The sequence below is a fragment of the Pseudomonas sp. GW821-FHT03E01 genome, from assembly GCF_059420765.1.
Genome location: NZ_JBWKUI010000001.1, coordinates 38,695 through 59,216, shown reverse-complemented (window position 1 = coordinate 59,216; position 20,522 = coordinate 38,695). Strand labels below are relative to the sequence as shown.

The 20,522-nt window shown below is 60.6% G+C and carries 21 protein-coding genes; 11 read left to right on the top strand and 10 right to left on the bottom strand.

Annotated features, from left to right (window positions below):
• Positions 1-52 precede the first annotated feature (52 nt).
• The 4 genes from AC07VO_RS00255 to AC07VO_RS00240 all read left to right on the top strand — a co-directional run bounded on the left by AC07VO_RS00255 (position 53) and on the right by AC07VO_RS00240 (position 4,638).
• Positions 53-1,402 (top strand): APC family permease, encoded by a 1,350-nt coding sequence (locus AC07VO_RS00255; protein WP_192350347.1) that lies wholly within the window; start codon positions 53-55, stop codon positions 1,400-1,402.
• A 119-nt stretch (positions 1,403-1,521) separates the two neighbouring features.
• Positions 1,522-2,538 (top strand): arginine N-succinyltransferase, encoded by a 1,017-nt coding sequence (locus AC07VO_RS00250; protein ID WP_495007415.1) that lies wholly within the window; start codon positions 1,522-1,524, stop codon positions 2,536-2,538.
• Between the two features lie 61 nt (positions 2,539-2,599).
• Positions 2,600-3,634: an arginine N-succinyltransferase gene (gene astA / locus AC07VO_RS00245; RefSeq protein WP_064617603.1), complete on the top strand. Its 1,035-nt coding sequence runs from the start codon at positions 2,600-2,602 to the stop codon at positions 3,632-3,634.
• Between the two features lie 134 nt (positions 3,635-3,768).
• Positions 3,769-4,638 carry an isocitrate lyase/PEP mutase family protein gene (locus AC07VO_RS00240; RefSeq protein ID WP_192350343.1) on the top strand — a complete coding sequence of 290 codons (870 nt, stop codon included), beginning with the start codon at positions 3,769-3,771 and terminating at the stop codon, positions 4,636-4,638.
• A 51-nt stretch (positions 4,639-4,689) separates the two neighbouring features.
• Here AC07VO_RS00240 and hcnC read toward each other — a convergent pair whose 3' ends face one another.
• The 4 genes from hcnC to AC07VO_RS00220 all read right to left on the bottom strand — a co-directional run bounded on the left by hcnC (position 4,690) and on the right by AC07VO_RS00220 (position 8,270).
• On the bottom strand, positions 4,690-5,949 hold the full coding sequence (gene hcnC, locus AC07VO_RS00235; RefSeq protein ID WP_018928981.1) for a cyanide-forming glycine dehydrogenase subunit HcnC: 1,260 nt from the start codon (positions 5,947-5,949) through the stop codon (positions 4,690-4,692).
• A complete protein-coding gene (hcnB, locus tag AC07VO_RS00230) occupies positions 5,942-7,351 on the bottom strand; it encodes a cyanide-forming glycine dehydrogenase subunit HcnB (protein WP_192350341.1) in 1,410 nt (469 codons plus the stop codon). The genes hcnC and hcnB overlap by 8 nt, the downstream gene beginning before the upstream one ends.
• Positions 7,348-7,662 carry a (2Fe-2S)-binding protein gene (locus AC07VO_RS00225; RefSeq protein WP_018928979.1) on the bottom strand — a complete coding sequence of 105 codons (315 nt, stop codon included), beginning with the start codon at positions 7,660-7,662 and terminating at the stop codon, positions 7,348-7,350. Before AC07VO_RS00225 ends, hcnB begins: the two co-directional genes overlap by 4 nt.
• Before the next feature lie 287 nt (positions 7,663-7,949).
• Positions 7,950-8,270 carry a YdcA family protein gene (locus AC07VO_RS00220; protein WP_018928978.1) on the bottom strand — a complete coding sequence of 107 codons (321 nt, stop codon included), beginning with the start codon at positions 8,268-8,270 and terminating at the stop codon, positions 7,950-7,952.
• Between the two features lie 160 nt (positions 8,271-8,430).
• On the opposite strand from AC07VO_RS00220, the gene AC07VO_RS00215 reads away from it, so the two are divergent.
• Complete coding sequence (locus AC07VO_RS00215; RefSeq protein WP_064617594.1) at positions 8,431-9,114, top strand: response regulator transcription factor; 684 nt, start codon at positions 8,431-8,433, stop codon at positions 9,112-9,114.
• Positions 9,092-10,486, top strand: a complete 1,395-nt coding sequence (locus AC07VO_RS00210) for a sensor histidine kinase (RefSeq protein WP_018928976.1) — start codon at positions 9,092-9,094, stop codon at positions 10,484-10,486. The genes AC07VO_RS00215 and AC07VO_RS00210 overlap by 23 nt, the downstream gene beginning before the upstream one ends.
• 100 nt (positions 10,487-10,586) lie before the next feature.
• Here AC07VO_RS00210 and AC07VO_RS00205 read toward each other — a convergent pair whose 3' ends face one another.
• Together AC07VO_RS00205 and AC07VO_RS00200 are read right to left on the bottom strand one after the other, a co-directional pair.
• Complete coding sequence (locus AC07VO_RS00205; RefSeq protein WP_018928975.1) at positions 10,587-11,093, bottom strand: DinB family protein; 507 nt, start codon at positions 11,091-11,093, stop codon at positions 10,587-10,589.
• 223 nt (positions 11,094-11,316) lie between these two features.
• Positions 11,317-12,435 (bottom strand): NAD(P)/FAD-dependent oxidoreductase, encoded by a 1,119-nt coding sequence (locus AC07VO_RS00200; RefSeq protein ID WP_192350340.1) that lies wholly within the window; start codon positions 12,433-12,435, stop codon positions 11,317-11,319.
• A 452-nt stretch (positions 12,436-12,887) separates the two neighbouring features.
• Between AC07VO_RS00200 and AC07VO_RS00195 the strand changes: the two genes are divergently transcribed.
• The 3 genes from AC07VO_RS00195 to AC07VO_RS00185 all read left to right on the top strand — a co-directional run bounded on the left by AC07VO_RS00195 (position 12,888) and on the right by AC07VO_RS00185 (position 15,467).
• The gene (locus tag AC07VO_RS00195; protein WP_018928973.1) at positions 12,888-13,184 is read left to right on the top strand and encodes a hypothetical protein; all 297 of its coding nucleotides are present in this window, start codon (positions 12,888-12,890) and stop codon (positions 13,182-13,184) included.
• Between the two features lie 199 nt (positions 13,185-13,383).
• A complete protein-coding gene (locus tag AC07VO_RS00190; protein ID WP_192350339.1) occupies positions 13,384-15,054 on the top strand; it encodes a Na/Pi cotransporter family protein in 1,671 nt (556 codons plus the stop codon).
• 95 nt (positions 15,055-15,149) lie between these two features.
• Entirely contained in the window at positions 15,150-15,467 is a 318-nt protein-coding gene (locus tag AC07VO_RS00185) for a DUF2388 domain-containing protein (protein ID WP_026286632.1), read from the top strand.
• A 35-nt stretch (positions 15,468-15,502) separates the two neighbouring features.
• Here the strand turns inward: AC07VO_RS00185 and AC07VO_RS00180 are convergent, their stop codons facing one another.
• Complete coding sequence (locus tag AC07VO_RS00180; RefSeq protein WP_064617590.1) at positions 15,503-16,450, bottom strand: pyridoxal-phosphate dependent enzyme; 948 nt, start codon at positions 16,448-16,450, stop codon at positions 15,503-15,505.
• Between the two features lie 166 nt (positions 16,451-16,616).
• Between AC07VO_RS00180 and AC07VO_RS00175 the strand changes: the two genes are divergently transcribed.
• The gene (locus AC07VO_RS00175) at positions 16,617-17,276 is read left to right on the top strand and encodes a methyltransferase family protein (protein ID WP_064617588.1); all 660 of its coding nucleotides are present in this window, start codon (positions 16,617-16,619) and stop codon (positions 17,274-17,276) included.
• A gap of 25 nt (positions 17,277-17,301) precedes the next feature.
• On the opposite strand, the gene AC07VO_RS00170 is transcribed toward AC07VO_RS00175, so the two are convergent.
• Positions 17,302-17,970, bottom strand: coding sequence for an HAD-IA family hydrolase (locus AC07VO_RS00170; protein WP_018928968.1), 669 nt, complete (start codon positions 17,968-17,970; stop codon positions 17,302-17,304).
• Between the two features lie 58 nt (positions 17,971-18,028).
• Positions 18,029-18,436: a response regulator gene (locus tag AC07VO_RS00165; RefSeq protein ID WP_192350338.1), complete on the bottom strand. Its 408-nt coding sequence runs from the start codon at positions 18,434-18,436 to the stop codon at positions 18,029-18,031.
• A 202-nt stretch (positions 18,437-18,638) separates the two neighbouring features.
• Between AC07VO_RS00165 and AC07VO_RS00160 the strand changes: the two genes are divergently transcribed.
• On the top strand, positions 18,639-19,577 hold the full coding sequence (locus tag AC07VO_RS00160) for a class I SAM-dependent methyltransferase (protein ID WP_192350337.1): 939 nt from the start codon (positions 18,639-18,641) through the stop codon (positions 19,575-19,577).
• 242 nt (positions 19,578-19,819) lie between these two features.
• On the opposite strand, the gene AC07VO_RS00155 is transcribed toward AC07VO_RS00160, so the two are convergent.
• The gene (locus AC07VO_RS00155; RefSeq protein ID WP_018928965.1) at positions 19,820-20,473 is read right to left on the bottom strand and encodes an NAD(P)H-dependent oxidoreductase; all 654 of its coding nucleotides are present in this window, start codon (positions 20,471-20,473) and stop codon (positions 19,820-19,822) included.
• Positions 20,474-20,522 lie beyond the last annotated feature (49 nt).

Sequence of the window (20,522 nt, the reverse complement as noted above, 5' to 3'; positions counted from 1 at the left end):
AACAGCTTCAAACTCGCAGCGTGTAGCTGCTTATATCAAGGAGAACGGCTTCATGGACATTGAAGAATTCGGCTACAGGCAAGAGTTGAAACGTAGCCTGTCACTGACCGACCTGGTGGTGTACGGGATGATCTTCATGATCCCCATCGCTCCGTTCGGCGTGTATGGTTACGTCAACGCCGAAGCACCCGGCATGGTGCCGCTGGCCTACATCATCGGCATGGTGGCGATGCTGTTCACCGCCCTCAGTTACGGCAGCATGGCCCGGGCCTTTCCGGTGGCGGGCTCGGTGTATTCCTACGCACAACGCGGCCTCAACCAACATGTCGGGTTTATCGCCGGCTGGCTGATGCTGCTCGATTACCTGCTGATTCCGCCGCTGCTCTACGGATACGCGGCGATGGCGCTGAATCATTTGTACCCGGACATCCCGAAAGTCGGTTTCATCCTGGCCTTTCTGGTCAGCGCCACTTTCGTCAACCTGCGGGGCATCACCTTCACCGCGCGGATGAACATCATCTTCCTGCTGGCGCAACTGGTGGTGCTGGGGATCTTCCTGTTCTACGCCTGGACTGCCTTGCACAGTGGCGGCGGTAACGGTCAGCTGACCCTGGCGCCGCTGTACAACCCCGAAACCTTCAACTTCGCCCTGTTGATGCAAGCGGTGTCGATCGCGGTGTTGTCGTTCCTCGGCTTCGATGCGATTTCGACCCTCGCCGAAGAGATCAAGGGCGATCCGGGCCGCAGCGTCGGCAAAGCAGCGTTGATTACCCTGGTGGTGATGGGCGTGATCTTCGTCGTGCAGACCTGGATCGCCACCGACCTGGCCGCCGGCCTGGGCTTCAAGTCCGCCGACACCGCGTTCTATGAAATCGCCGAAATCGCCGCCGGTAGTTGGCTGGCCACCCTGACCGCCGTGGCCACCGCGCTGGCCTGGGGTGTGGCGGTCGCCATCACCTCCCAAGCGGCGGTTTCGCGACTGCTGTTCGGCATGGCCCGAGACGGCAAACTGCCAAAAGTGCTGGCCAAAGTGCACCCGAAACACAACACACCGTACTTGAGCATTTATCTGGTGGCGGTGCTGTCGCTGGTGATCTGCTACCTGTTCATCAACTCGGTGGACACCCTCACCTCCCTGGTGAACTTCGGCGCCCTGAGCGGCTTCATGCTGCTGCACCTGACCGTGATCAACTACTACTGGCGCCGGCAGCAATCCGGCCAGGTGATCCGTCACCTGATCTGCCCGGTCATCGGCTTCATCATCGTCGCGGCCATCATGTACAACATGGGCGTCGATGCGCAGAAACTCGGCCTGATCTGGATTGCCCTGGGCCTGGTCTATCTGTTCTTCCTCAACAAACTGGGTGCCAGCACCGCACTGCCCGACCCAAGCAACGGCTGACAAGAAAAAGAGCAACGTCTGACATGATTTCAGGCGACTGCCGATTTTACGCGTGGAAACCGACAGTGATAGTCAGGTTCGGTGCAAGCCGCCGAACCCTTTGATACAGGAGTATGTCCATGCTGGTCTTACGTCCAGTCGAGTTAACCGACCTGCCCCAGTTGCAGCAACTGGCGCGTGACAGTCTGGTGGGGGTCACGTCCTTGCCGGACGACACCGAACGCCTGAGGGAGAAAATTCTCGATTCCTGTGCTTCGTTCGAAAAAGACGTCCAGGGCCAAGGTCCGGAGAACTATTTCTTCGTGCTGGAAAACCTGACGACTCGCCGTCTGGTCGGCTGCTCGGAAGTGCTCGCCACCGCCGGGTTCAGCGAACCGTTCTACAGTTTGCGCAACCGCCATTTCACCAGCGCCTCACGGGAGCTGAACATCGAGCATGGGGTGCCGGCGTTGTCGTTGTGCCAAGACCTCAGCGGTCACTCTTTGCTGCGCGGTCTCCATATCGACTCGGCACTGGAGCGCACGCCATTTTCCGAGTTGCTGTCCCGGGCGCGACTGCTGTTCATCGCCGCCCACCCGGCACGTTTTGCCGAAGCGGTGATCACCGAGATCGTCGGTTACAGCGACGAACAGGGGCAATCGCCGTTCTGGGATGCGCTGGGCAAGCATTTCTTCGATTTGCCTTATGTCGAGGCCGAGCGGCTTTGCGGCCTGCAGAGCCGGACATTCCTCGCAGAATTGATGCCGCAATACCCGATCTACGTGCCGATGCTGTCGCAGGCTGCACAAGATTGCATCGGCCGGATCCACCCCGATGGCCAGGAGGCCTTCGACATTCTGGAGCGCGAAGGCTTCGAGACCAACAGCTACATCGACCTGTTCGACGGCGGCCCGACGCTGTACGCCCGCACCTCAAGCATTCGTTCCATCGCCCAGAGCCAGGCCGGCACGGTGCAAACGGGCTCGCCCATCGACGCCCGTGGCAGTTACCTGGTGAGCAACGATTCGTTGAAGGACTACCGCGCCATCGTCGCCGAACTGGACTACTGCGCCGGGCAACCTATCGCCTTGAGCGCCGAGATGTGCGCGGCCTTGAACGTGACCGACGCCAGTGCGATCCGGCTGATCGCCCTGTGAGTGGCAACCGGCCCCGAGCCCAACGACAGCGCCCGAGCAGGCGCGAAGAAGGAGCTGCATCATGATTTTGCGCCCGGTTCAAATGACCGACCTGCCCGCTTTACTGGATTTGGTACAACGGGCCGGCCCCGGGTTCACTACCCTGCCGGCCAACGAAGAGCGCCTGACCCACCGGGTGCGCTGGGCCCAGCGGACTTTCGCCGAACAGGTCGAGCGCGCGGATGCCGACTACCTGTTTGTGCTCGAAGACGATGATCAGCAAGTGGTCGGCGTCAGTGCCCTGATCGGGGCCGTCGGTCTGCGTGAGCCCTGGTACAACTACCGGGTCGGGCTCACGGTCAGTTCATCGCCGGACCTGGGCATTCAGCGCCAGATCCCCACGTTGTTCCTCAACAACGAAATGACCGGGCAATCGGAAATCTGCTCGTTGTTCCTGCGACACGATCAACGTTATGGCAGCAATGGTCGATTGCTGTCGCTGGGGGGACTGCTGTTCGTTGCCGAATTCCCCCAGCTGTTCGGCGACAAGCTCATCGCCGAACTGCGCGGCAGTGCCGACGAACATGGCTGCTCACCGTTCTGGGACAGCCTGGGCCGGCACTTCTTCAAGATGGATTTCAGCCATGCCGATCACTTGTCGGGGCTGGGCAGCAAAGCGTTCATCGCCGAACTGATGCCGCGCCAGCCGCTCTACACCTGCCTGCTCACCGAACAGGCCCAGGCGGTGATCGGCAAGCCCCACCCCAACACCGAACCGGCGCTGAAGATCCTCACCGCCGAGGGGTTTGCCCATAAGGGTTACATCGACATCTTCGACGCAGGCCCGGTGATCGAAGCCCCGGTGTCGAGAATCCGCGCGGTGCGCGACAGCCAATCACTGGTGCTGGCCATCGGCACGCCCGACGACCAGGCCCCGGTATGGCTGATCCACAACCGTCGCCTGGAAAACTGCCGCATCACCACCGCCCGGGCGCGGCTGGTGGGCAATAGCCTGGTGGTCGACCGCCTCACCGCCAAACGCCTGCAATTGCAACCCGGCAGCTCGGTACGCGCGGTGCCGCTGCTCAACCAACAGCAGCAAGCGGTAGCGGCGTGAGCGGAAAAGATCTTGCGTTCACTTGCCAAAAAAATTCGTCATCATCCTTTACCCGCCCGCGTGATAGCCTTTTGTTCCTTCGGCGTTGACACTTTTGCTCAAGCCCTTCCATTCCTTTATATGGTGGAACTCGTATGTCCAGGCTTTCTCACCAAGATTTACGCCGTAATTTCCGCCAACTGCTCGCTTCCGGCATCTGCTACCACACGGCCTCTGTCTTCGACCCGATGTCGGCACGCATCGCCGCCGACCTGGGTTTTGAGGTGGGAATCCTGGGTGGTTCGGTGGCGTCGTTGCAGGTATTGGGCGCCCCCGATTTTGCGTTGATCACCCTCAGTGAGTTCGCCGAACAGGCCACCCGCATCGGCCGAGTGGCGCAATTGCCGGTCATTGCCGACGCCGACCACGGCTACGGCAACGCGCTCAATGTCATGCGCACCATCGTCGAACTCGAACGCGCCGGCGTGGCCGCCCTGACCATCGAAGACACTCTGCTACCGGCGCAATTCGGTCGCAAGTCCACCGACCTGATCACGGTCGCCGAAGGTGTCGGCAAGATCCGCGCGGCGCTGGAAGCCCGGGTCGACTCGGAAATGGCGATCATCGCCCGCACCAACGCAGGGATCCTGCCGGTCCAGGAAATCATCAGCCGCACCCTGCATTACCAACAGGCCGGGGCCGACGGGATTTGCATGGTGGGCGTGCAGGATTTCGATCATCTGGAACAGATCGCCGAACACCTGAGCGTACCGCTGATGCTGGTCACCTACGGCAACCCGTTGCTGCGCGACGACAAACGCCTGGCCGAATTGGGCGTGCGCGTCACCATCGACGGCCATGGCGCCTACTTCGCCGCCATCAAAGCCACTTACGACAGCCTGCGCGAACAACGCCAGATCTTCACCCAAGCCTCCGACCTGAACGCCACCGAACTGACGCATACCTATACGCAGCCGGAGGACTACATTCGTTGGGCCAAGGAGTTCATGAGCGTTAAAGAGTGACGGCACAAGCGCCCTCACCACAGCGCTCGCGCGTCTGTGGTGAGGTTGAGGTCAAGCCATGTGCGCTTCTTTCGATTCGACCTCCGGCGTCACTTCAAACCGATCCGCCAGAAACGGTGTGATATCCAGCGGCAACGGCTCGTTATTCACCAGTTTGTCCAGCACCACGCCGGTAATCGCCGAGGTCAGGATGCCGGTGCGGAAATGTCCGCAGGCATTGAGGTAACCCTGCACGCCTTTCATCGGCCCGAGAATCGGCAGTTCGTCCGGCGAACCAGGACGTAACCCGGCCCAGCAACGTTTCAGGTTGATGTCGGCGAGCGCCGGAATGCAGCGCACTGCGCCTTGCACCAGGCTGCTGATTTCCGGGTAGGTGGTGGTCACGTCAAAACCTTTGTCTTCGGTGGTGCTGCCGATCAGGATTTCGCCATTGTCTTTCTGCGCCACGTAACAGTCGCTGGTGGTCAGGCAACCGCGCAGGATCTTCGGCATGCGCTCGGTCAGCAGGATCTGGCCCTTCACCGGTTTCACCGGAATGCGAATGCCGGTGGCCTGCTCGCTGAGGTCGGCGGCCCACGCACCCGCAGCGTTGATCAGCGTATCGCAACGGAACACACCGGCCTCGGAGGTCTGCACGCCAGTGACCTGCGAGCCGTGATGCAGCACCCCGGTGACGTTGGTGTTGAAGTACAGGTCCACACCGTTTTGCCGCGCGCCTTCGGTGTAGGCATCGGCCAGGCGGAACGGGCTGACCTGATGGTCGCAGAGAAACTCCAGCGCCCCCCTCGCCTCATGGCTGACACTTGGCTCGGCTTCGCGCAGTGCCGCTTGATCGAGCCAGCGCACCTGATCCGCCAGGTGCGGAATGCACGCCACGATGTGCTCGGCGTAGAGCCGGTCTTCATCGTCGTAGATCACGAATTTCAAGCCGGTCCTCTCGAACTTGAAATCCATCCCGTGATTGTCCTGCAGCTCCCGGTGCAAATCCGGGTACATCGCGTTGGACTGCAAGGCGAAATCGAAGAACGACTGCGGCAGGATATGCGGCGTGCTGGAGTCCACCGCCACCGCCGCGCCCTGGGCTTCGCGCTTGCGATTGGCCGACATCATGCGGAAGAAAATCACCCCGCAGCCCAAGCCCACCGACTCACCGATCGCCCACAAGCCCCCGGCCGAAGCACGGGTCGCGTTGCCGGGTCGCTTGGCGTCGATCAGCGCGACTTTCAGGTGTTTGCGCTTGGATAACTGATAGGCGCAGGACGCCCCGATCACACCGCCGCCGGCGATGATCACGTCGTAGAACTTACTCATGGCTTGCAGCCTCCGTGCCGACAGACTGGAATGCTGAAAAAGGAATCGGGTCGACGGGAAAGCGCGGTCGCAACCAGCCCACATCTTGCCGCCCGGTGGCTTTGCGCAAACGGTCCGTGCAATAACCGACGCACATCCGCCCCTGACAGTCGCCCATGCTCACGCGGGTGCGCATTTTCAGGCTGGCCAGGTCTTGCACACCCTGCTCCAGCGCCCGATCGATGTCGGCGCGGGTCGCGTGCTCACAGCGGCAAATCACCGTGTCGGCGACCGGCAATGCGGTCTGCCCGGCACCGCGTTCGGTGTAACGGTCGACGGCGGCGCGAAAGCGCACGATGGACTTGAGTTTCGACAGGTAACGGTCACGTCTGACACGCGCCAGCTCCGCATCCAGCACGTCACGTTGCAGCAGGATCGACACTGCTGCGATTCGTCCCGCGAGCATGGCCGCCTCGCCTCCGCGAATTCCGCCCATGTCACCGGCCAGATGCACATGGGGTTCGCTGCTTTGCTGCCAGACATTGGCGCTGGCCCGCAGGTAGCCGTCATCGCTGAAGCCGTGGTCCAGGCCCATTTGCTGGCTGAGTTGAGTGCGAGGAATGAAGCCATAGCCGACCGCCAGGGTCTGCGCGGCAATCCGTTCGGCGCGGCTCAGGTCTGGCTCCCAGGTGCTGGAGTACGGCGCGACAGTCACCGAACTCAACTCATCCTCGCCCTGTGCGTCGACCACGCCCCAGCCATAGTGCATGGGAATGCCGTGCAGTTTCAGGTACGCGAGCATGCTCAAACCGTCGAGGAACAACTGTGGCTTGTTCAATAGCGCGAGGCTTTCCCGAGCGATCTTGCCGAACCCGCACGCCTCGTAGACTCCGGCGACGCTCACCCCCGAAGCGTGTAGCTGGCAGGCCACCAGCGGCAACAGCGGACCGGTGCCGGCAATCACCACCGGCCCCTGGGGTTGAACGACGCCGCTCTTGATTTGCAGTTGCAAACCACCCAGCAGAATCACCCCAGGCAAGGTCCAGCCGGGGAACGGTACGCTGCGCTCATGGCAACCGGCAGCCAACAGCAGCTGCGGGTATTCGACCTCCTGCAAATGCTCGTTGATGTCCAGCACCACCAACGCCCGGGTGCCTTCGGCGCCGACCACGCGGTGGTTCAAGCGCACGTCGATCAGGCCCGAATGCTCATTGAATTCTCCATGCAGTTTGGCCAGCACTTCCGAATAGCGTGGCCCCAGGTAATCCAGTTGCACGTTATCGCGCAAGGGGCCGCGATAGACCACCCCGCCAAGACGCGAAGCCTCTTCGAGCAAGGTACAACGCACACCATGGCGCGCCAGTTCAATGGCCGCGGCCATACCCGCCGGCCCGCCGCCGACGATCACCGGTTGCAGGCTCATAAAACCTCCTGCCCGGCGATACGGTTGACCCGGGTTTCGATGCGCATGCCCTCACGCACGATCGTCTGGCAGGCACGCCGTTTGTGGCGCCCATCGATTTTCACCAGGCAGCATTGGCACACGCCCATGCCGCAATAGGCACCGCTGATTTGATCGTGATCGTTACGGGCCACCTGGCGAATGCCCAGTGACTGAATGACCGTCAGGACGGTTTCGCCGATGGCGGCGCTGACAGTCTGGCCATTGATGCACACAGTCATATCCGCCCGCACCAGTGGCTGGATATCGAAGGTTCGGTTTATGCGTTGCATTGCGATTGTTCATCCGTGAAAGGTTCAGGTGAGATTCTTCAGCTCCATGCTGCACTACACCTTGCGGGCCACCTGACTAATAACAACGAGAAGGTCTGCACTGGTACTTCGACAACGCATCAGCTGCGCGTCCAAGCAATGTAGTCAATACCGCGAGATGGGGCTGGATCTTTTTATGTTAGGAAATATCGCCGAAGGAAATATTGATCCAGGCCAGTGAAAACACCTGCGTCCTATCCAACATCGACGCTAAGCATTGCGCTAAGCGTTTTTTGGCTGCAAACGAATTACTTGCGCTTGTAACTCTTGTTGCCGCTGGGCGTCAGGCAATACACACCGCCTCTTGGCCCGGTGCAGAACGTACCGGTACCGCAGGCGCAGCCATCGGTTTCCTGTAACAGCGTCTGCGGCCGCGCCTGGCTTTTAGTGCCAAACATCGCCGAACAGCTTTTCTTTGAACCGCTGATGGAGCCGTCATTGCACAGGAACAGATCGCCGTCGCAACGATCGATACCGCCCTTCTTCCCCGAACACGGCGTATTGGCAGCCCAGGCGGATGAACCGAACAGGCACAACAGCACAAATATTGGCATCCAGCCACGAACCATTAAAGTGCGCACAGTGCAGCTTCCATTTAGAGTCATGGCTGGATGATATCAATGTTGCGACCAGCCTCACGAGACCACATGAAAGTTAATTTAATCAGCCGAATGTAATTCTTGGCAAAATGCCTCAACTTCGTATTGAACCGATTATCAGGCAAGCCCTATGACCCGTATTTTGACCATCGAAGACGACGCCGTGACCGCCCGGGAAATCGTCGCCGAACTGAGCAGCCACGGCCTCGAAGTGGATTGGGTCGACAATGGCCGCGAAGGCCTGGAGCGCGCCGTCAGCGGCGACTACGACCTGATCACCCTCGATCGCATGCTGCCGGAGCTCGATGGCCTGGCGATTGTCACCACCTTGCGCACCATGGGCGTGGCCACGCCGATCCTGATGATCAGCGCCCTCTCCGACGTCGATGAACGCGTGCGTGGCTTGCGCGCCGGCGGCGACGATTACCTGACCAAACCATTCGCCACCGATGAAATGGCCGCCCGGGTCGAAGTCTTGCTGCGCCGGCAGAACACCGTGACCGCCCAGGCCACCACGTTGCGCGTGGCCGATCTGGAGCTGAACCTGATCAGCCACGAGGCCAGACGCAACAGCCAGTTGCTGACGCTGTTGCCCACCGAGTACAAGTTGCTGGAATTTCTGATGCGCAACACCGGGCAGATTCTGTCGCGGATGATGATTTTCGAAGAAGTATGGGGTTATCACTTCGACCCCGGCACCAACCTGATCGACGTGCACATCGGCCGTCTGCGCAAGAAAATCGACCCGCCAGGCAAAGCCCCACTGATTCGGACCGTGCGAGGCTCGGGTTATGTCATTGCTGAACCCCTCTAAAGGCTGGCGTTCCTCCAGCAGCCGTTTGCTGGCGCTTTACAGTTCGCTGTTCGTCGCCTGGAGCGCGATTCTCATGGGGGTCATGTATTACGAGGTGTCCAACTACCTCGACACCCTCGCCAAACACTCGCTGATGCAACGTCAGCATCTGTTTTCACGCTTCCAGGGCGAGCAACTGGTGGATGCCCTCGCCGCCAGCATGACCTTCGACATTCGCGGCATCGATGCCTATGGCCTGTTCGATGACCAGCAGCGCTACCTCAGCGGCGCCTTGCGCCAGATCCCCGAAGAACTGCCGCTGGACGGCAAAATTCACATGCTCGGCGATTGCGCCGAATCCGACGACCCGACCCTGCCCGCCGACAGCTGCGACGCCGTCGCGACCCGAACCCTGGACGGCCGCTGGCTGGTGCTGGTGCGGGACAACGGTTCGTTGTTTGCCGTGACCCGGATCATCCTGCACGCGCTGTTGTGGGGCGTGTCGCTGACGATTTTGCCGGGCATCGCCGGCTGGCATTTATTGAGACGGCGCCCGCTGCGGCGGATCCGGGCGATCCAGGCCAGCGCCGAAGCCATCGTCGCCGGCGACCTGACCCGGCGCCTGCCGTTGTCCAATCGCCGTGACGAACTGGACATGCTCGCCGCCATCGTCAACGCCATGCTCGAACGCATCGAGCGCTTGATGCATGAGGTCAAGGGCGTGTGCGACAACATCGCCCATGACCTGCGCACGCCGCTCACTCGTCTGCGGGCGCAGCTGTACCGGATTCAGCAGCAGGCCGATGAAGGCTCGACGCTGGCCGTGCAACTGGATTCGGTGCTCGGCGAGGCGGACACCTTGATGGCGCGTTTCCGTGGCTTGTTGCGGATTTCCGAACTGGAGGATCGCCAGCGCCGTTCGGGGTTCGTGCGACTGGACCCGGTGCCGTTGCTGCGGGAGTTGCATGACTTTTATCTGCCGCTGGCGGAAGAAGGCGAACTGACCTTTGAACTGCAAATGCCCGAATCCTTGCCCGGGCTCAACGGCGACCGCGCTCTGCTGTTTGAAGCCGTGGCGAACTTGCTGAGCAACTCGATCAAATTCACCCCGCCAGGTGGCCAGGTGATTTTGCGTGGGGTGAATGACGCGGGGCACACGCGCATTGAAGTGCTCGACTCCGGCCCCGGGATTGCGCCGGCCGAGCGCGAGGCGGTGTTTCAGCGTTTCTATCGCGCCGAAGGCGGCAACCCGCAAAGCGGATTCGGGCTGGGCCTGTCGATCGTAGCCGCGATTGCCAGCCTGCATGGGTTTACGCTGGAGGTGGACAGCAGTGAGTTAGGGGGTGCGCGGTTGGTGCTCGATTGCCGGCAGAACCTGATTCCCCAGGCTTGACCCAATCTCCATAACAAAGAAGATCAATGTGAGAGCGGCCCCCTCGCCACAGGGCCACTTCCCACAGCGGATTTATGCTGTTATCGGGCCAGGGCTCGACTCAATACCCGGGAACCTCGCGCAAAAACTCTGACAGGTCGGTGATCGGCGGTATGGCCGGAATGTCGAAGTACATCTGAATCACCCAGCCCCGGTGATAGCTGGCGTGGTTGACCACATGCAACAGCATGGCGCCGGCACTCATGACCCCGCTTTCCCCCGACATGGAGGTGAATTCGATGGGTTTATCCAGCGACTCCTCGGTCTGGGCCGAGCTCCAGCCACAGAACCATTGATCAATCTCCTGTTGCGCCATTCGCAACTCGGCGAGCTCGGTATGGAGCAGGCCATGGGAGGTCTTGAAGTCGTGCCCCCGGCCCTCCAGATGAGCTTGCCAGATGCAATCCACCACATAGGTGTGGTTCAAGGCGCCGATCATGTTATTGAACACCGACACCCGTTTGCGATTGAGTTCCTCAGGTGGCAGCGCCATGAGGCTGTCGAAGAGTCGCTGATCGGCCCAGCGCTTGTAATCGGCGAGCATGCGGGCAGTGCGTACGTTGATCATCAGAGATCTCCCATGGCGATGGGCGCATTGCCAAGAATAGTCCTCGCAGCTGGTTGCAGCCTAAACCCTGATCATCGGTTGCGCCGCACGACTTTGTAGCAGCTGCCGAAGGCTGCGTTCGGCTGCACAGCAGTCGCTAAACCATACGCTGCGGGTGGGTCAGATAAACCACGTGCGCAGGATTCACGACTGCTGCGCAGCCGAACGCAGGCTTCGCCAGCTGCTACAGCGTTTCATTGCGAATTAAACGCTGCACCACCCGTTCGGCCAATGCCAGGCAACTGGTCAGCCCCGGCGATTCGATGCCGAACAGATTGACCAGGCCCGGTACGCCGTGAATGTCCGGGCCGCTGATGATGAAGTCGGCGACCGGCTCGGTCGGCCCGCTGATTTTCGGGCGGATGCCGCTGTAGGCCGGTTGCAGACTGTCATCGGGCAACGCCGGCCAGTAGCGCCGGATCGCCTGATAGAAGCCTTCGCCACGATGGGGGTCGACGCGATAATCGATCTGCTCGACCCATTCGACATCCGGCCCGAAACGGGCCTGACCACCCAGGTCCAGGGTCATGTGCACGCCCAGCCCGGCGCTTTCCGGTGCTGGATAAACCAGATGCCGGAACGGCGCCTGGCCGCTGAAACTGAAGTAGCTGCCCTTGCACAGCCAGGCCTTGGGCACGTGCCGCGCCGGCAAGCCTTCGATCCGGCTCGCCACCTCTGGCGCAGACAGTCCGGCGCAGTTGATCAGTTCACGACAGCTCAAGGTCATCGGCTGAGTCCCCCCCATGTGCAGCTCGAAACCCTGTTCGGTACAACGGGCCGATGTAAGCGGCGTATGAAAGGCCACCGAGGTGCCCCAGGCTTCGGCATCGGCCTGAAGCGCCAGCATCAAGGCATGGGAATCGACAATCCCGGTAGACGGTGACCAAAGCGCTGCAACACAAAACAACGCCGGCTCAAGCGCTCGTGCCTGACCGGCATCCAGTAATTGCAGGTCATCGACACCGTTGCGCCGGCCTTGCTCCAGCAACGCCTGCAAGGCATGGCGCTGACGGTCATCGGTGGCCACGATCAGCTTGCCGAGGCGCCGGTAATCGACACCGCGCTCATCGCAGAAGGTATACAGGCGTTGCTTGCCCTCCACGCACAATTGCGCCTTGAGACTGCCGCTCGGGTAATAGATCCCGGCGTGGATCACTTCCGAATTGCGCGAGCTGATGCCCACGCCAATCCCCTCGCCCGCCTCGACCAGGATCACTTCTCGTCCGGTCCGGGCCAAGGCTCTGGCCACCGCCAGGCCGACCACGCCAGCCCCGACTACCACGCATTCGATATCGACGCTCACCTGCCCTCCACTCATTCAAGCCAGCCCTGGATGCGATAATCGATCAGGCTGGAGGATATCGCCAGCATGACTTCATACGGTCTGCTACGTGGCGTTCACACTCTATGTTTAATTTCCCATTTAACGATCATTCAAAATAACAATTAACTGTCATTGACCTGAACACTTTCCAACTTCCCCCCTTCAACACAACCTTAACCGGCTATCGGCGATTGACTTTGCCAACCTGCCTGAGTAAATTGCGCCGGCCGATAACAACGGCTTTTTTCAACTCACAAAAGAATTCAATGGACACAGTATCTAGTCGCTGTCGGATGACTGCTCACACGCAGGATCTGGCACATAACCCAGACAATGACGGGCCTCGACTTTTCGGTCGGGTGAGCTGCGCTAGAGCTTGAGGCTCCACCGTAACTTGCCTCACCGGAATCATTCCGGCCCAGAGGCATGTTATGAACTTCAAAACCACTGTACTGCCGGGCGTACGCGCCTTTGCATCGACCATGCGGGTCAAGCCCTGCCGTGAGCGTCTGCCGACGACTCGGCTCTGCGCCCCGTTCTCCGCCCCTTCTACCCACGCCAAGGTGCGCCCTCGTGCCAACTGGCGTGTCTGCCCGACAACCGGCCGGCTTCAGCAACGCTGGAGCTTCGACGACAGTCAGGACCCACAAAGTCGGCGCATCGCGCGCCTCTTCCAGCAGGCGAGCCTGATGCTCGGCCTGTCTATCGGGGCATGCATTTTCAGTTGATCTGAAGGCACTTCAAAGTCCTTCCAGAACGGTTTCCTTAAACGGGAATCCGACAACTTCTTATTGCCCGTAAAAAATCTGAATTATTGGAATTAGTTGCGGACCATCAAGTAACACCACAATCACGGGTGTTATTCAGATACCACGAGCCGGGTTCCGGGCCTTCAATAAATGCAATACGAAACAAGGGAGAGCCCTCATGTCGGGAACTACTCTACTGATCAACCTCGCCGGCTCCATTGCCCTGTTGCTATGGGGCACTCATATGATTTCTTCGGCGCTGTTACGCGGCTTCGGCACGCCGCTGCGTCAGTGGCTGGGCCACAACCTGAACAACCGCTGGATGGCGTTGCTGTCGGGGATCGGTATCACCGGGGTCTTGCAAAGCAGCACCGCCGTGAGCCTGATGGCGACCTCGTTCACTGCCGCCGGGACGCTGGGACTGGCGCCGGCCCTGGCGGTGATGCTCGGCGCCAACATCGGCTCGACGTTGGTGGTGCAATTGCTCAGCGTTGATGTGTCGATGCTCACGCCCAGCGTTTTGCTGGCGGGCCTGATCGTCTTTCGTCTGCGCGATGACTCGCGCTACGAAAGCGTCGGTTGTGCACTGATCGGCCTGGGGCTGATGCTCCTGGCCTTGCACATGCTCGGCTCCACATTGGCGGAAGTCGAAGGCACGCCGATCTTCCAGCTGATCATGCAGAGCCTCGAGGGCGATCTGGTCATTGCACTGCTGGTGGCGCTGATCCTCACCTGGCTGTGCCACTCCAGCGTGGCCGTGGTGTTGCTGATCGTCTCGCTGGCCGCCACTGGCATGCTCTCGGCCAGCACCATCGTCGCGCTGGTGCTGGGGGTGAACATTGGCGGTGCGCTGCCCTCGGTCATCAACGCCGGATCGAGCGTCGGCCGACGCCTGCCGCTGGGCAACCTGCTGGTGCGTGCGGTCGGTGCTCTGGCGGCCTTGCCGTTTGCCGGGTTGCTCGCTCAGGCGCCGCTCGCGCCCTCGACCCTGGTGGTGTGCCTGCACACCGGTTTCAATCTACTGCTGGCGTTGGTGTTCATCGGTCTGACCGACGTACTCGCCAATGCCCTCACCCGACTGCTGCCGGCACCTGAGCGGGATGTCGATCCCGGCATGCCGTGCTATCTGGACGAGGCCGGCCTGGAAGTGGCCAACATCGGCCTGTCGAATGCCGCTCGCGAAGCGTTGCGCATGACCGACATGTTCTCGACCATGCTCGGCCGGATGCTGCAGCTGTTCCACACATCGCTACCGGCCTGCGCCGATGAAGTGCAGCGGATCGATCAATCCCTGGACCTGCTCAGCGCGGCAATTCGCGCTTATCTGGCCGACATCGGCAAGGAAGGCATCAGTGACAGCGATGCTGATCGTTCCCAGGAAATCCTCACGTTCGTGATCAACCTCGAACATGCCGCGGACATTCTTTCCAGCAGCCTCACGCAGTTGGCCATGCGCCGCTTGCGTCGGGGTGAACAGTTCTCGGCCTTCGAACTGGGCAACATCGCCCCGCTGCACGACGCCGTTCTGGAAAGCCTGAGCCTGGCGATCACCGTGTTCCTGCGCGAAGACATCGCCACCGCCCATCAACTGATCCAGCGCAAGGAGACCGTCAGAAGGCTCGAAGCCTGCGCCAGCCGCGAGCACTTTCGCCAGTTGCAGGAAGACAAAAGTGCCTGGGCGCAATCCGGTGATATTTTCCAGCGGGTACTGCGTGATTACCGGCGCATGCATCACCACATCGCCGCCCTGGCGTATCCGCTGCTCGAACGCGCCGGTGAGCGCTCGGTCGAGAGCATCGATGCTCCCGCTACGGGTCGCATGACGGTAGATCTGGCTGGAATTGAGTGAGGCATATGTCGATCGGCAGGGAACTCCTGACCACCGCCGGGCATCCTAAATTATGTGTTACTTCTTTTACGCTTCACGCTTCGGAGGACGCCGTCATGCGCCGTCTGTTTTTAGTATCTTCACTCGTGCTTTGCTTGCCCTTTGGCTCAGCCATGGCCCGTGTGGATGCGGGCGATGTCGCCACCTCAGCCGGGGTATCCGCATCGCTGTACTCAACGTTCAAGGATCACAAAATGGTCATTCCCGCCCGGGATGACGCCTCCAGTTTTGTCGCCAGCGGCGGCACGATCCGTGGCGTTTACCTGGAGTCGGTATTGAAGGAAATTCGCCAGAATCATCCCGACCTGAAGGCCAGCGATGAAGACCTGGCCAGAGCGATCCTCGTTCAAGAAGGTGTTCCAGCCGGTCAATAAAGTCTGAAACGTAAGCGGTAGGGCTAGTGACAGCCCTACCTTGCTTCAACGCTGTGTTTTTCGACCCCGGCAGACAGGCGTGCCCAGCCGGCGACCAACTGCGCGCTGATGCTGACGCCGCCGCACACCACAATCACTACGTCATGGGCCTCGGCAATTGCCGGATGGTCGAGGTAGGCAATCGCCAATGAAACGCCACACGCCGGTTCGACCAACTGGCGCAGGTCGTTGGCGTAACGAACCACGCCCATGATCGCCTCATCATCGCTGAGCACCACGCATTCATGCGGGAAATCAAGGATGTGCTGCACCGGCCAAGCGGCCACTTGCGCGGCGCCGAGTGACGTGGCAACGGTGTCGATGCGCGGCAGTCTGACCGGGTGCCCGGCAGCGATGGCGGCAGCGAACGACGCCGCCCCCTGGGTTTCGCACGCAACGATCCGACAATCCATGCGCTGATGACGGATCAGGCCGGTGAGCAGGCCCGCCAGCAAACCGCCGCCCCCCACGGATGTCACCAACGCATCGACCTGAGGACAGTCCTCGAGGATTTCATCGACCATGGTGCTGTGCCCTTCCCACAACACCGGGTGATCGAAAGCCGGCACGTATTCGGTGTCTGCGCCCTTCGCGAGTTCTTTCGCCCGTTGATTGGCCTCGTCCCAGACCTTGCCATGGACAATCACCTCGGCACCGGTTTTTCTGATCCTGGCGCGGGTGGTTTCCGGGGTCGTGTTCGGCACCACGATGCAGGCTTTCAGCCCAAGGTTGGCGGCGGCCACCGCCGTGGCCAAACCGGCATTGCCACCGGAAGGACAGACGACTTTGCGCTTGCCCTGCTCTGCCGCCTGACTGCATAACAGGCCCATGCCGCGCAGTTTGAACGAGCCGCTGGGTTGCAGGTTTTCCAGCTTGAGCCAGATTCGCCGGGTCGGAGTCGACAGACCCGGGTGCAGAATCAGGGGCGTTCTGATGTGAAGCATCGTGTGCTCCTTGTGACAGCACCGGCGCGTTGAGATCTTTCAACGGGCCGGAAGTGAACGGACAGGCTCATCCTTATCCAAGCTTAGTTCACCCTGCTCGACGACTACCGCTCTCATAACGGGCTGCCCTCTACACTGGTGATATGCCCTTTTTGCGAGATCAGTTATGAAAATCTCAGCCAAACTCGCGTTTTTGGCCCTCGTCAGCACCCTTGCCTACCTCGCTCTCGCGGTGTTCGGGCTGGGCGGGTTGGCGGCGTTTTTCTCGCATCCACCGCTGGTGGTCATTGCGCTTGCGACCCTGGTGATGGCGATCGTGTCGTTGTTCAGTGAGGGCAATTTGAGCACTGGCGAACGTGAAGACCGGGCCAATCGCTGGGTGCTGCCGGTTTTCGGGGTGCTCGGGTTGTTGAGCGGGTATCTGCCGGCCTACACCGACCGGATCGACTTCTGGACCTTCGGTGGCGAGGGCGTGCGTTGGCTGGGTGCGCTGCTGTTCATTGGCGGCGGCGCGTTGCGGATGTGGCCGGTGTTTGTACTGGGCAAGCGCTTCAGCGGATTAGTGGCGATTCAGCCAGGACACCGTCTGGTCACCGACGGAATTTATCGGAATGTGCGCAACCCCAGCTACCTGGGGCTGCTGATCAATGGCGTGGGCTGGGCGCTGGCCTTTCGTTCCGGTGTCGGGTTACTGCTGGTGGCGCTGATGTTGATACCGCTGATCGCCCGCATTCGCTCTGAAGAAGCGCTGTTACGCTCGCAGTTCGGCAACGAATACGAAGCTTATTGCGCCCGTAGCTGGCGATTGATTCCGGGGATCTACTGAACTGACCGCATCAGGGCCGTGTCGATTACAAAAAGTGTAAACGGATCAGGTTATTGGCATCCACATGGCTCGTGACCGAGTCATAACTGGCCAGTGTGGCGTGCCGGGTCTGAAGGGGATGAACGTGGGTCGCGGTGATGACCATGATGTTGGCACCCGCCGCTTCACCTGCGCGAATTCCGACGTCGGCGTCTTCGAAGATCAGGCACTCGGCTGGGTCCACCTGCAGTCGACCAGCCGCCAGCCGATAGCCCGCAGGATCGGGCTTGCCGGCGCTGACGTCTTCGGCGGTAACCATCACGCCCGGCTCGGGAATACCGGCCGCGGCCATTCGGCGCAACGCCAGGGCCCGCGGCGCAGAGGTGACGATGGCCCATTGGTGGGCGGGCAGCGACTTGAGGAAATTCGCCGCGCCGGACACCTCGACAATCCCCTCCACATCATCGATTTCCGCCTCGGTGATCCACGCCGCTTCAGCTTCGGCATCTACCCCTGGCAACGCCAGGCGATTGATGGTGTCGATGGCGCGAACGCCATGGATGGTCGGCAGAAAGGTTTCGACATCGACGCCGTGGCGCACGGCCCAGGTAGTCCAGATCCGCTCAGCGGCGGCGATGGAGTTGAGGACGGTGCCGTCCATATCGAACAGCAAGCCACGGAATGACCTGTTGAGCAGGGATGTTTTGACAGACAAAGGGCGACGTCCTTTTGCAAGAGCCAGGCAAATGTTGTCAGCTAATGTACACCAGCGCCTACAGGGTTCGGGTCGACTGCAAGGCGCGTTGCACACAATCGAGCAACTGCCCCACCGCCCAGGGTTTCTTGATGAACGAAACCGGATGCTTGACCCCGGAGCTTTTCGGAGTTTCGAAGCCGGACATGATCATGATCGGTTTGTCTGGCCAACGGTCGCCAAACTGATTGGCCAGGTCCGCGCCATTGAGTTTGCCCGGCATGGTGATGTCCGTCAGCAATAACCTCACTTGCGGGGCGTGCTGTTCCAGAAACTGCGATGCGGCGTCCGCGCTGATCTGTGGTTCAACCGCAAAGCCTTCCTCCTGAAGAATTTCGCAAAGAAACTCCAGGATCAACGGGTCGTCCTCAACCACAAGAATCAATCCGCCAGACAAGCGCGCGCCCGCCGTTGATGCTGGACTCATGACTGTGCCACTCCCTGATTGCGCAAATAGTTTCGCAGGCTCAAATCCGCCACCTACAGGTATGAACAGCGGACCTCGCGAAAAATTCATTTTTGATACACCTATCCAGGGCATTCTCCGTTCCAGGCCGCTAAACATGACCGTTTGTCCGCGCATAATTGTGGTTAAAATGCCGCCCTTTCCACATGACCGACCCTGCCCGATGAATCCAGATGCCCTCTCCATCCTCCACGACCATTTGCTCACTGCGCTTGCGACAGCCCCCGCAGAAACCCGTCGGCTGTTCCACGGCCGTGGCCGCTGCTGGCCGGGGTTGGAGCAATTGACCGTCGACTGGCTCCAGGGCGTGGTGCTGGTCTGCGTATTCAAGGAGCCGCAAGCGTCGCAACTGGATGATTTGAAGCAGCGACTGATGGCGATCACGCAGGCGCCTGCGTGGAAAGCCTCAGGCGCGCATACCTTGCTGCTGCAACATCGCTATTTGCAGGAAAGCACCACCGAATGGCTGATCGGGGAGCCGATCGAGGAAATGACGATCACCGAGGGCGGCCTGCAGTATCGCGTGGACCTGGGCCGCAAACAGAACACCGGCCTGTTTCTCGACATGCGCTACGGCCGCGATTGGGTGCGGGCCAATGCTGACGGCAAGCGGGTGCTGAACCTGTTTGCCTATACCTGCGGGTTTTCAGTGGCCGCCATCGCGGGAGGCGCTACCCATGTGGTCAACCTGGACATGTCCCGCGCGGCCCTGAGCCGTGGTCGCGACAATCACCGGCTCAACGGCCATGACTTGAGCAAGGTGAGCTTTCTCGGCCACGACCTGTTCAAGTCCTGGGGCAAAGTGATCAATAGCGGCCCTTATGATCTGGTGATCATCGACCCACCGTCCTTTCAGAAAGGCAGTTTCCTGCTGACCAAGGATTATCAGCGCGTGTTGCGCCGTCTCCCGGAACTGCTCAGCCCCCAGGGCACGGTTTTGGCCTGCATGAACGACCCGGCTTTTGGCGCGGACTTCCTCATCGACGGCGTCACTCGCGAAGCACCGAGCCTGCGGTTTGAGCAACGGTTGGAGAATCCGCCGGAGTTTCCCGATGCCGATGTTGAGTGTGGGTTGAAGGCGTTGGTGTTCAGGCAGGGGTAGTTGAAAATCAAAAGGGTGATTCAACACCAGGCAGGCCGGCCAGACTCAGCAGACTAATGGTACTTGAGTGCTAAACCACGGCTTCCTACGATAGTGGTACGCAGCGGTTGGAGGTTTAAGCCGTTGCGTAAGTGGTGGGTGAACTGAACCCCAATAAGCCCACCCCTTGTTTCATGCGCATCTTGAGCCTCTCGGCTCTACTTCCTCCCCATCAAAGAGCTTTGAGGCTCTTTTTTTGCCTGTCAAAAAGCCTCGGCGCTGACCGCTCGGCAACGCTGAACATCCTGCTCCGCGTCGCGGCGCCCGGAGGCAGCAAAAAGCTCACGACCGATCGTGCGCGCAGCCTGCAAATGAACCGTCGGTTCCTGGATTTCCGATTCGAGCAGCAACTCGGACGTCACCACGCAAGCACCGCAATAATCGAAGATCCCATGGTCGATCTGCGTCTTCATGGCGTCGGCATAACCGTGGCGCGCATAGGTTCCTGCGTCGGCACCGCCAACACCCACCAGATGAACCCGCAGATGGCGAAGCTTCTTCTCCAACCTGGCATCCGCCGCGAAATCGAACGCCCAGCCATTGGCGAACACACGGTCGATCCAGCCTTTGAGCAGCGCCGGCATCGACCACCAATAAACCGGATAAACCAGCACCAGCGCATCGGCGCGATCGATTCGCGCCTGCTCGGCGGCCACATCGGCGGGCGGCGGTGCTTCACGGTGATGGACGGCGAGATCGGCCGCGCCGAATCTCGGATCGAACCCTTGCGCCCAGAGGTCCGCAATTTCGAAAGAGTGGTCGGCATCCGCCTCGGATACACCTTCAGCGACGTGCCTCGCGAGGCTATGGGTAAGCGATTGGGGGTCATGGTGAGCCACAACGATGAGCGCGTGCATAACAAAATCTCCTGCTACGGAATGAGTGATTGAGGGTGAAAGACGAGCC

What these genes read in the sequence shown, in the direction of transcription:
- AC07VO_RS00255 (WP_192350347.1), top strand. Translation starts at nt 53, where the DNA reads ATGGACATTGAAGAATTCGGCTACAGGCAAGAGTTGAAACGTAGCCTG.
- AC07VO_RS00250 (WP_495007415.1), top strand. Translation starts at nt 1,522, where the DNA reads ATGCTGGTCTTACGTCCAGTCGAGTTAACCGACCTGCCCCAGTTGCAG.
- astA (WP_064617603.1), top strand. Translation starts at nt 2,600, where the DNA reads ATGATTTTGCGCCCGGTTCAAATGACCGACCTGCCCGCTTTACTGGAT.
- AC07VO_RS00240 (WP_192350343.1), top strand. Translation starts at nt 3,769, where the DNA reads ATGTCCAGGCTTTCTCACCAAGATTTACGCCGTAATTTCCGCCAACTG.
- hcnC (WP_018928981.1), bottom strand. Translation starts at nt 5,949, where the DNA reads ATGAGTAAGTTCTACGACGTGATCATCGCCGGCGGCGGTGTGATCGGG.
- hcnB (WP_192350341.1), bottom strand. Translation starts at nt 7,351, where the DNA reads ATGAGCCTGCAACCGGTGATCGTCGGCGGCGGGCCGGCGGGTATGGCC.
- AC07VO_RS00225 (WP_018928979.1), bottom strand. Translation starts at nt 7,662, where the DNA reads ATGCAACGCATAAACCGAACCTTCGATATCCAGCCACTGGTGCGGGCG.
- AC07VO_RS00220 (WP_018928978.1), bottom strand. Translation starts at nt 8,270, where the DNA reads ATGGTTCGTGGCTGGATGCCAATATTTGTGCTGTTGTGCCTGTTCGGT.
- AC07VO_RS00215 (WP_064617594.1), top strand. Translation starts at nt 8,431, where the DNA reads ATGACCCGTATTTTGACCATCGAAGACGACGCCGTGACCGCCCGGGAA.
- AC07VO_RS00210 (WP_018928976.1), top strand. Translation starts at nt 9,092, where the DNA reads ATGTCATTGCTGAACCCCTCTAAAGGCTGGCGTTCCTCCAGCAGCCGT.
- AC07VO_RS00205 (WP_018928975.1), bottom strand. Translation starts at nt 11,093, where the DNA reads ATGATCAACGTACGCACTGCCCGCATGCTCGCCGATTACAAGCGCTGG.
- AC07VO_RS00195 (WP_018928973.1), top strand. Translation starts at nt 12,888, where the DNA reads ATGAACTTCAAAACCACTGTACTGCCGGGCGTACGCGCCTTTGCATCG.
- AC07VO_RS00190 (WP_192350339.1), top strand. Translation starts at nt 13,384, where the DNA reads ATGTCGGGAACTACTCTACTGATCAACCTCGCCGGCTCCATTGCCCTG.
- AC07VO_RS00185 (WP_026286632.1), top strand. Translation starts at nt 15,150, where the DNA reads ATGCGCCGTCTGTTTTTAGTATCTTCACTCGTGCTTTGCTTGCCCTTT.
- AC07VO_RS00180 (WP_064617590.1), bottom strand. Translation starts at nt 16,450, where the DNA reads ATGCTTCACATCAGAACGCCCCTGATTCTGCACCCGGGTCTGTCGACT.
- AC07VO_RS00175 (WP_064617588.1), top strand. Translation starts at nt 16,617, where the DNA reads ATGAAAATCTCAGCCAAACTCGCGTTTTTGGCCCTCGTCAGCACCCTT.
- AC07VO_RS00165 (WP_192350338.1), bottom strand. Translation starts at nt 18,436, where the DNA reads ATGAGTCCAGCATCAACGGCGGGCGCGCGCTTGTCTGGCGGATTGATT.
- AC07VO_RS00160 (WP_192350337.1), top strand. Translation starts at nt 18,639, where the DNA reads ATGAATCCAGATGCCCTCTCCATCCTCCACGACCATTTGCTCACTGCG.
- AC07VO_RS00155 (WP_018928965.1), bottom strand. Translation starts at nt 20,473, where the DNA reads ATGCACGCGCTCATCGTTGTGGCTCACCATGACCCCCAATCGCTTACC.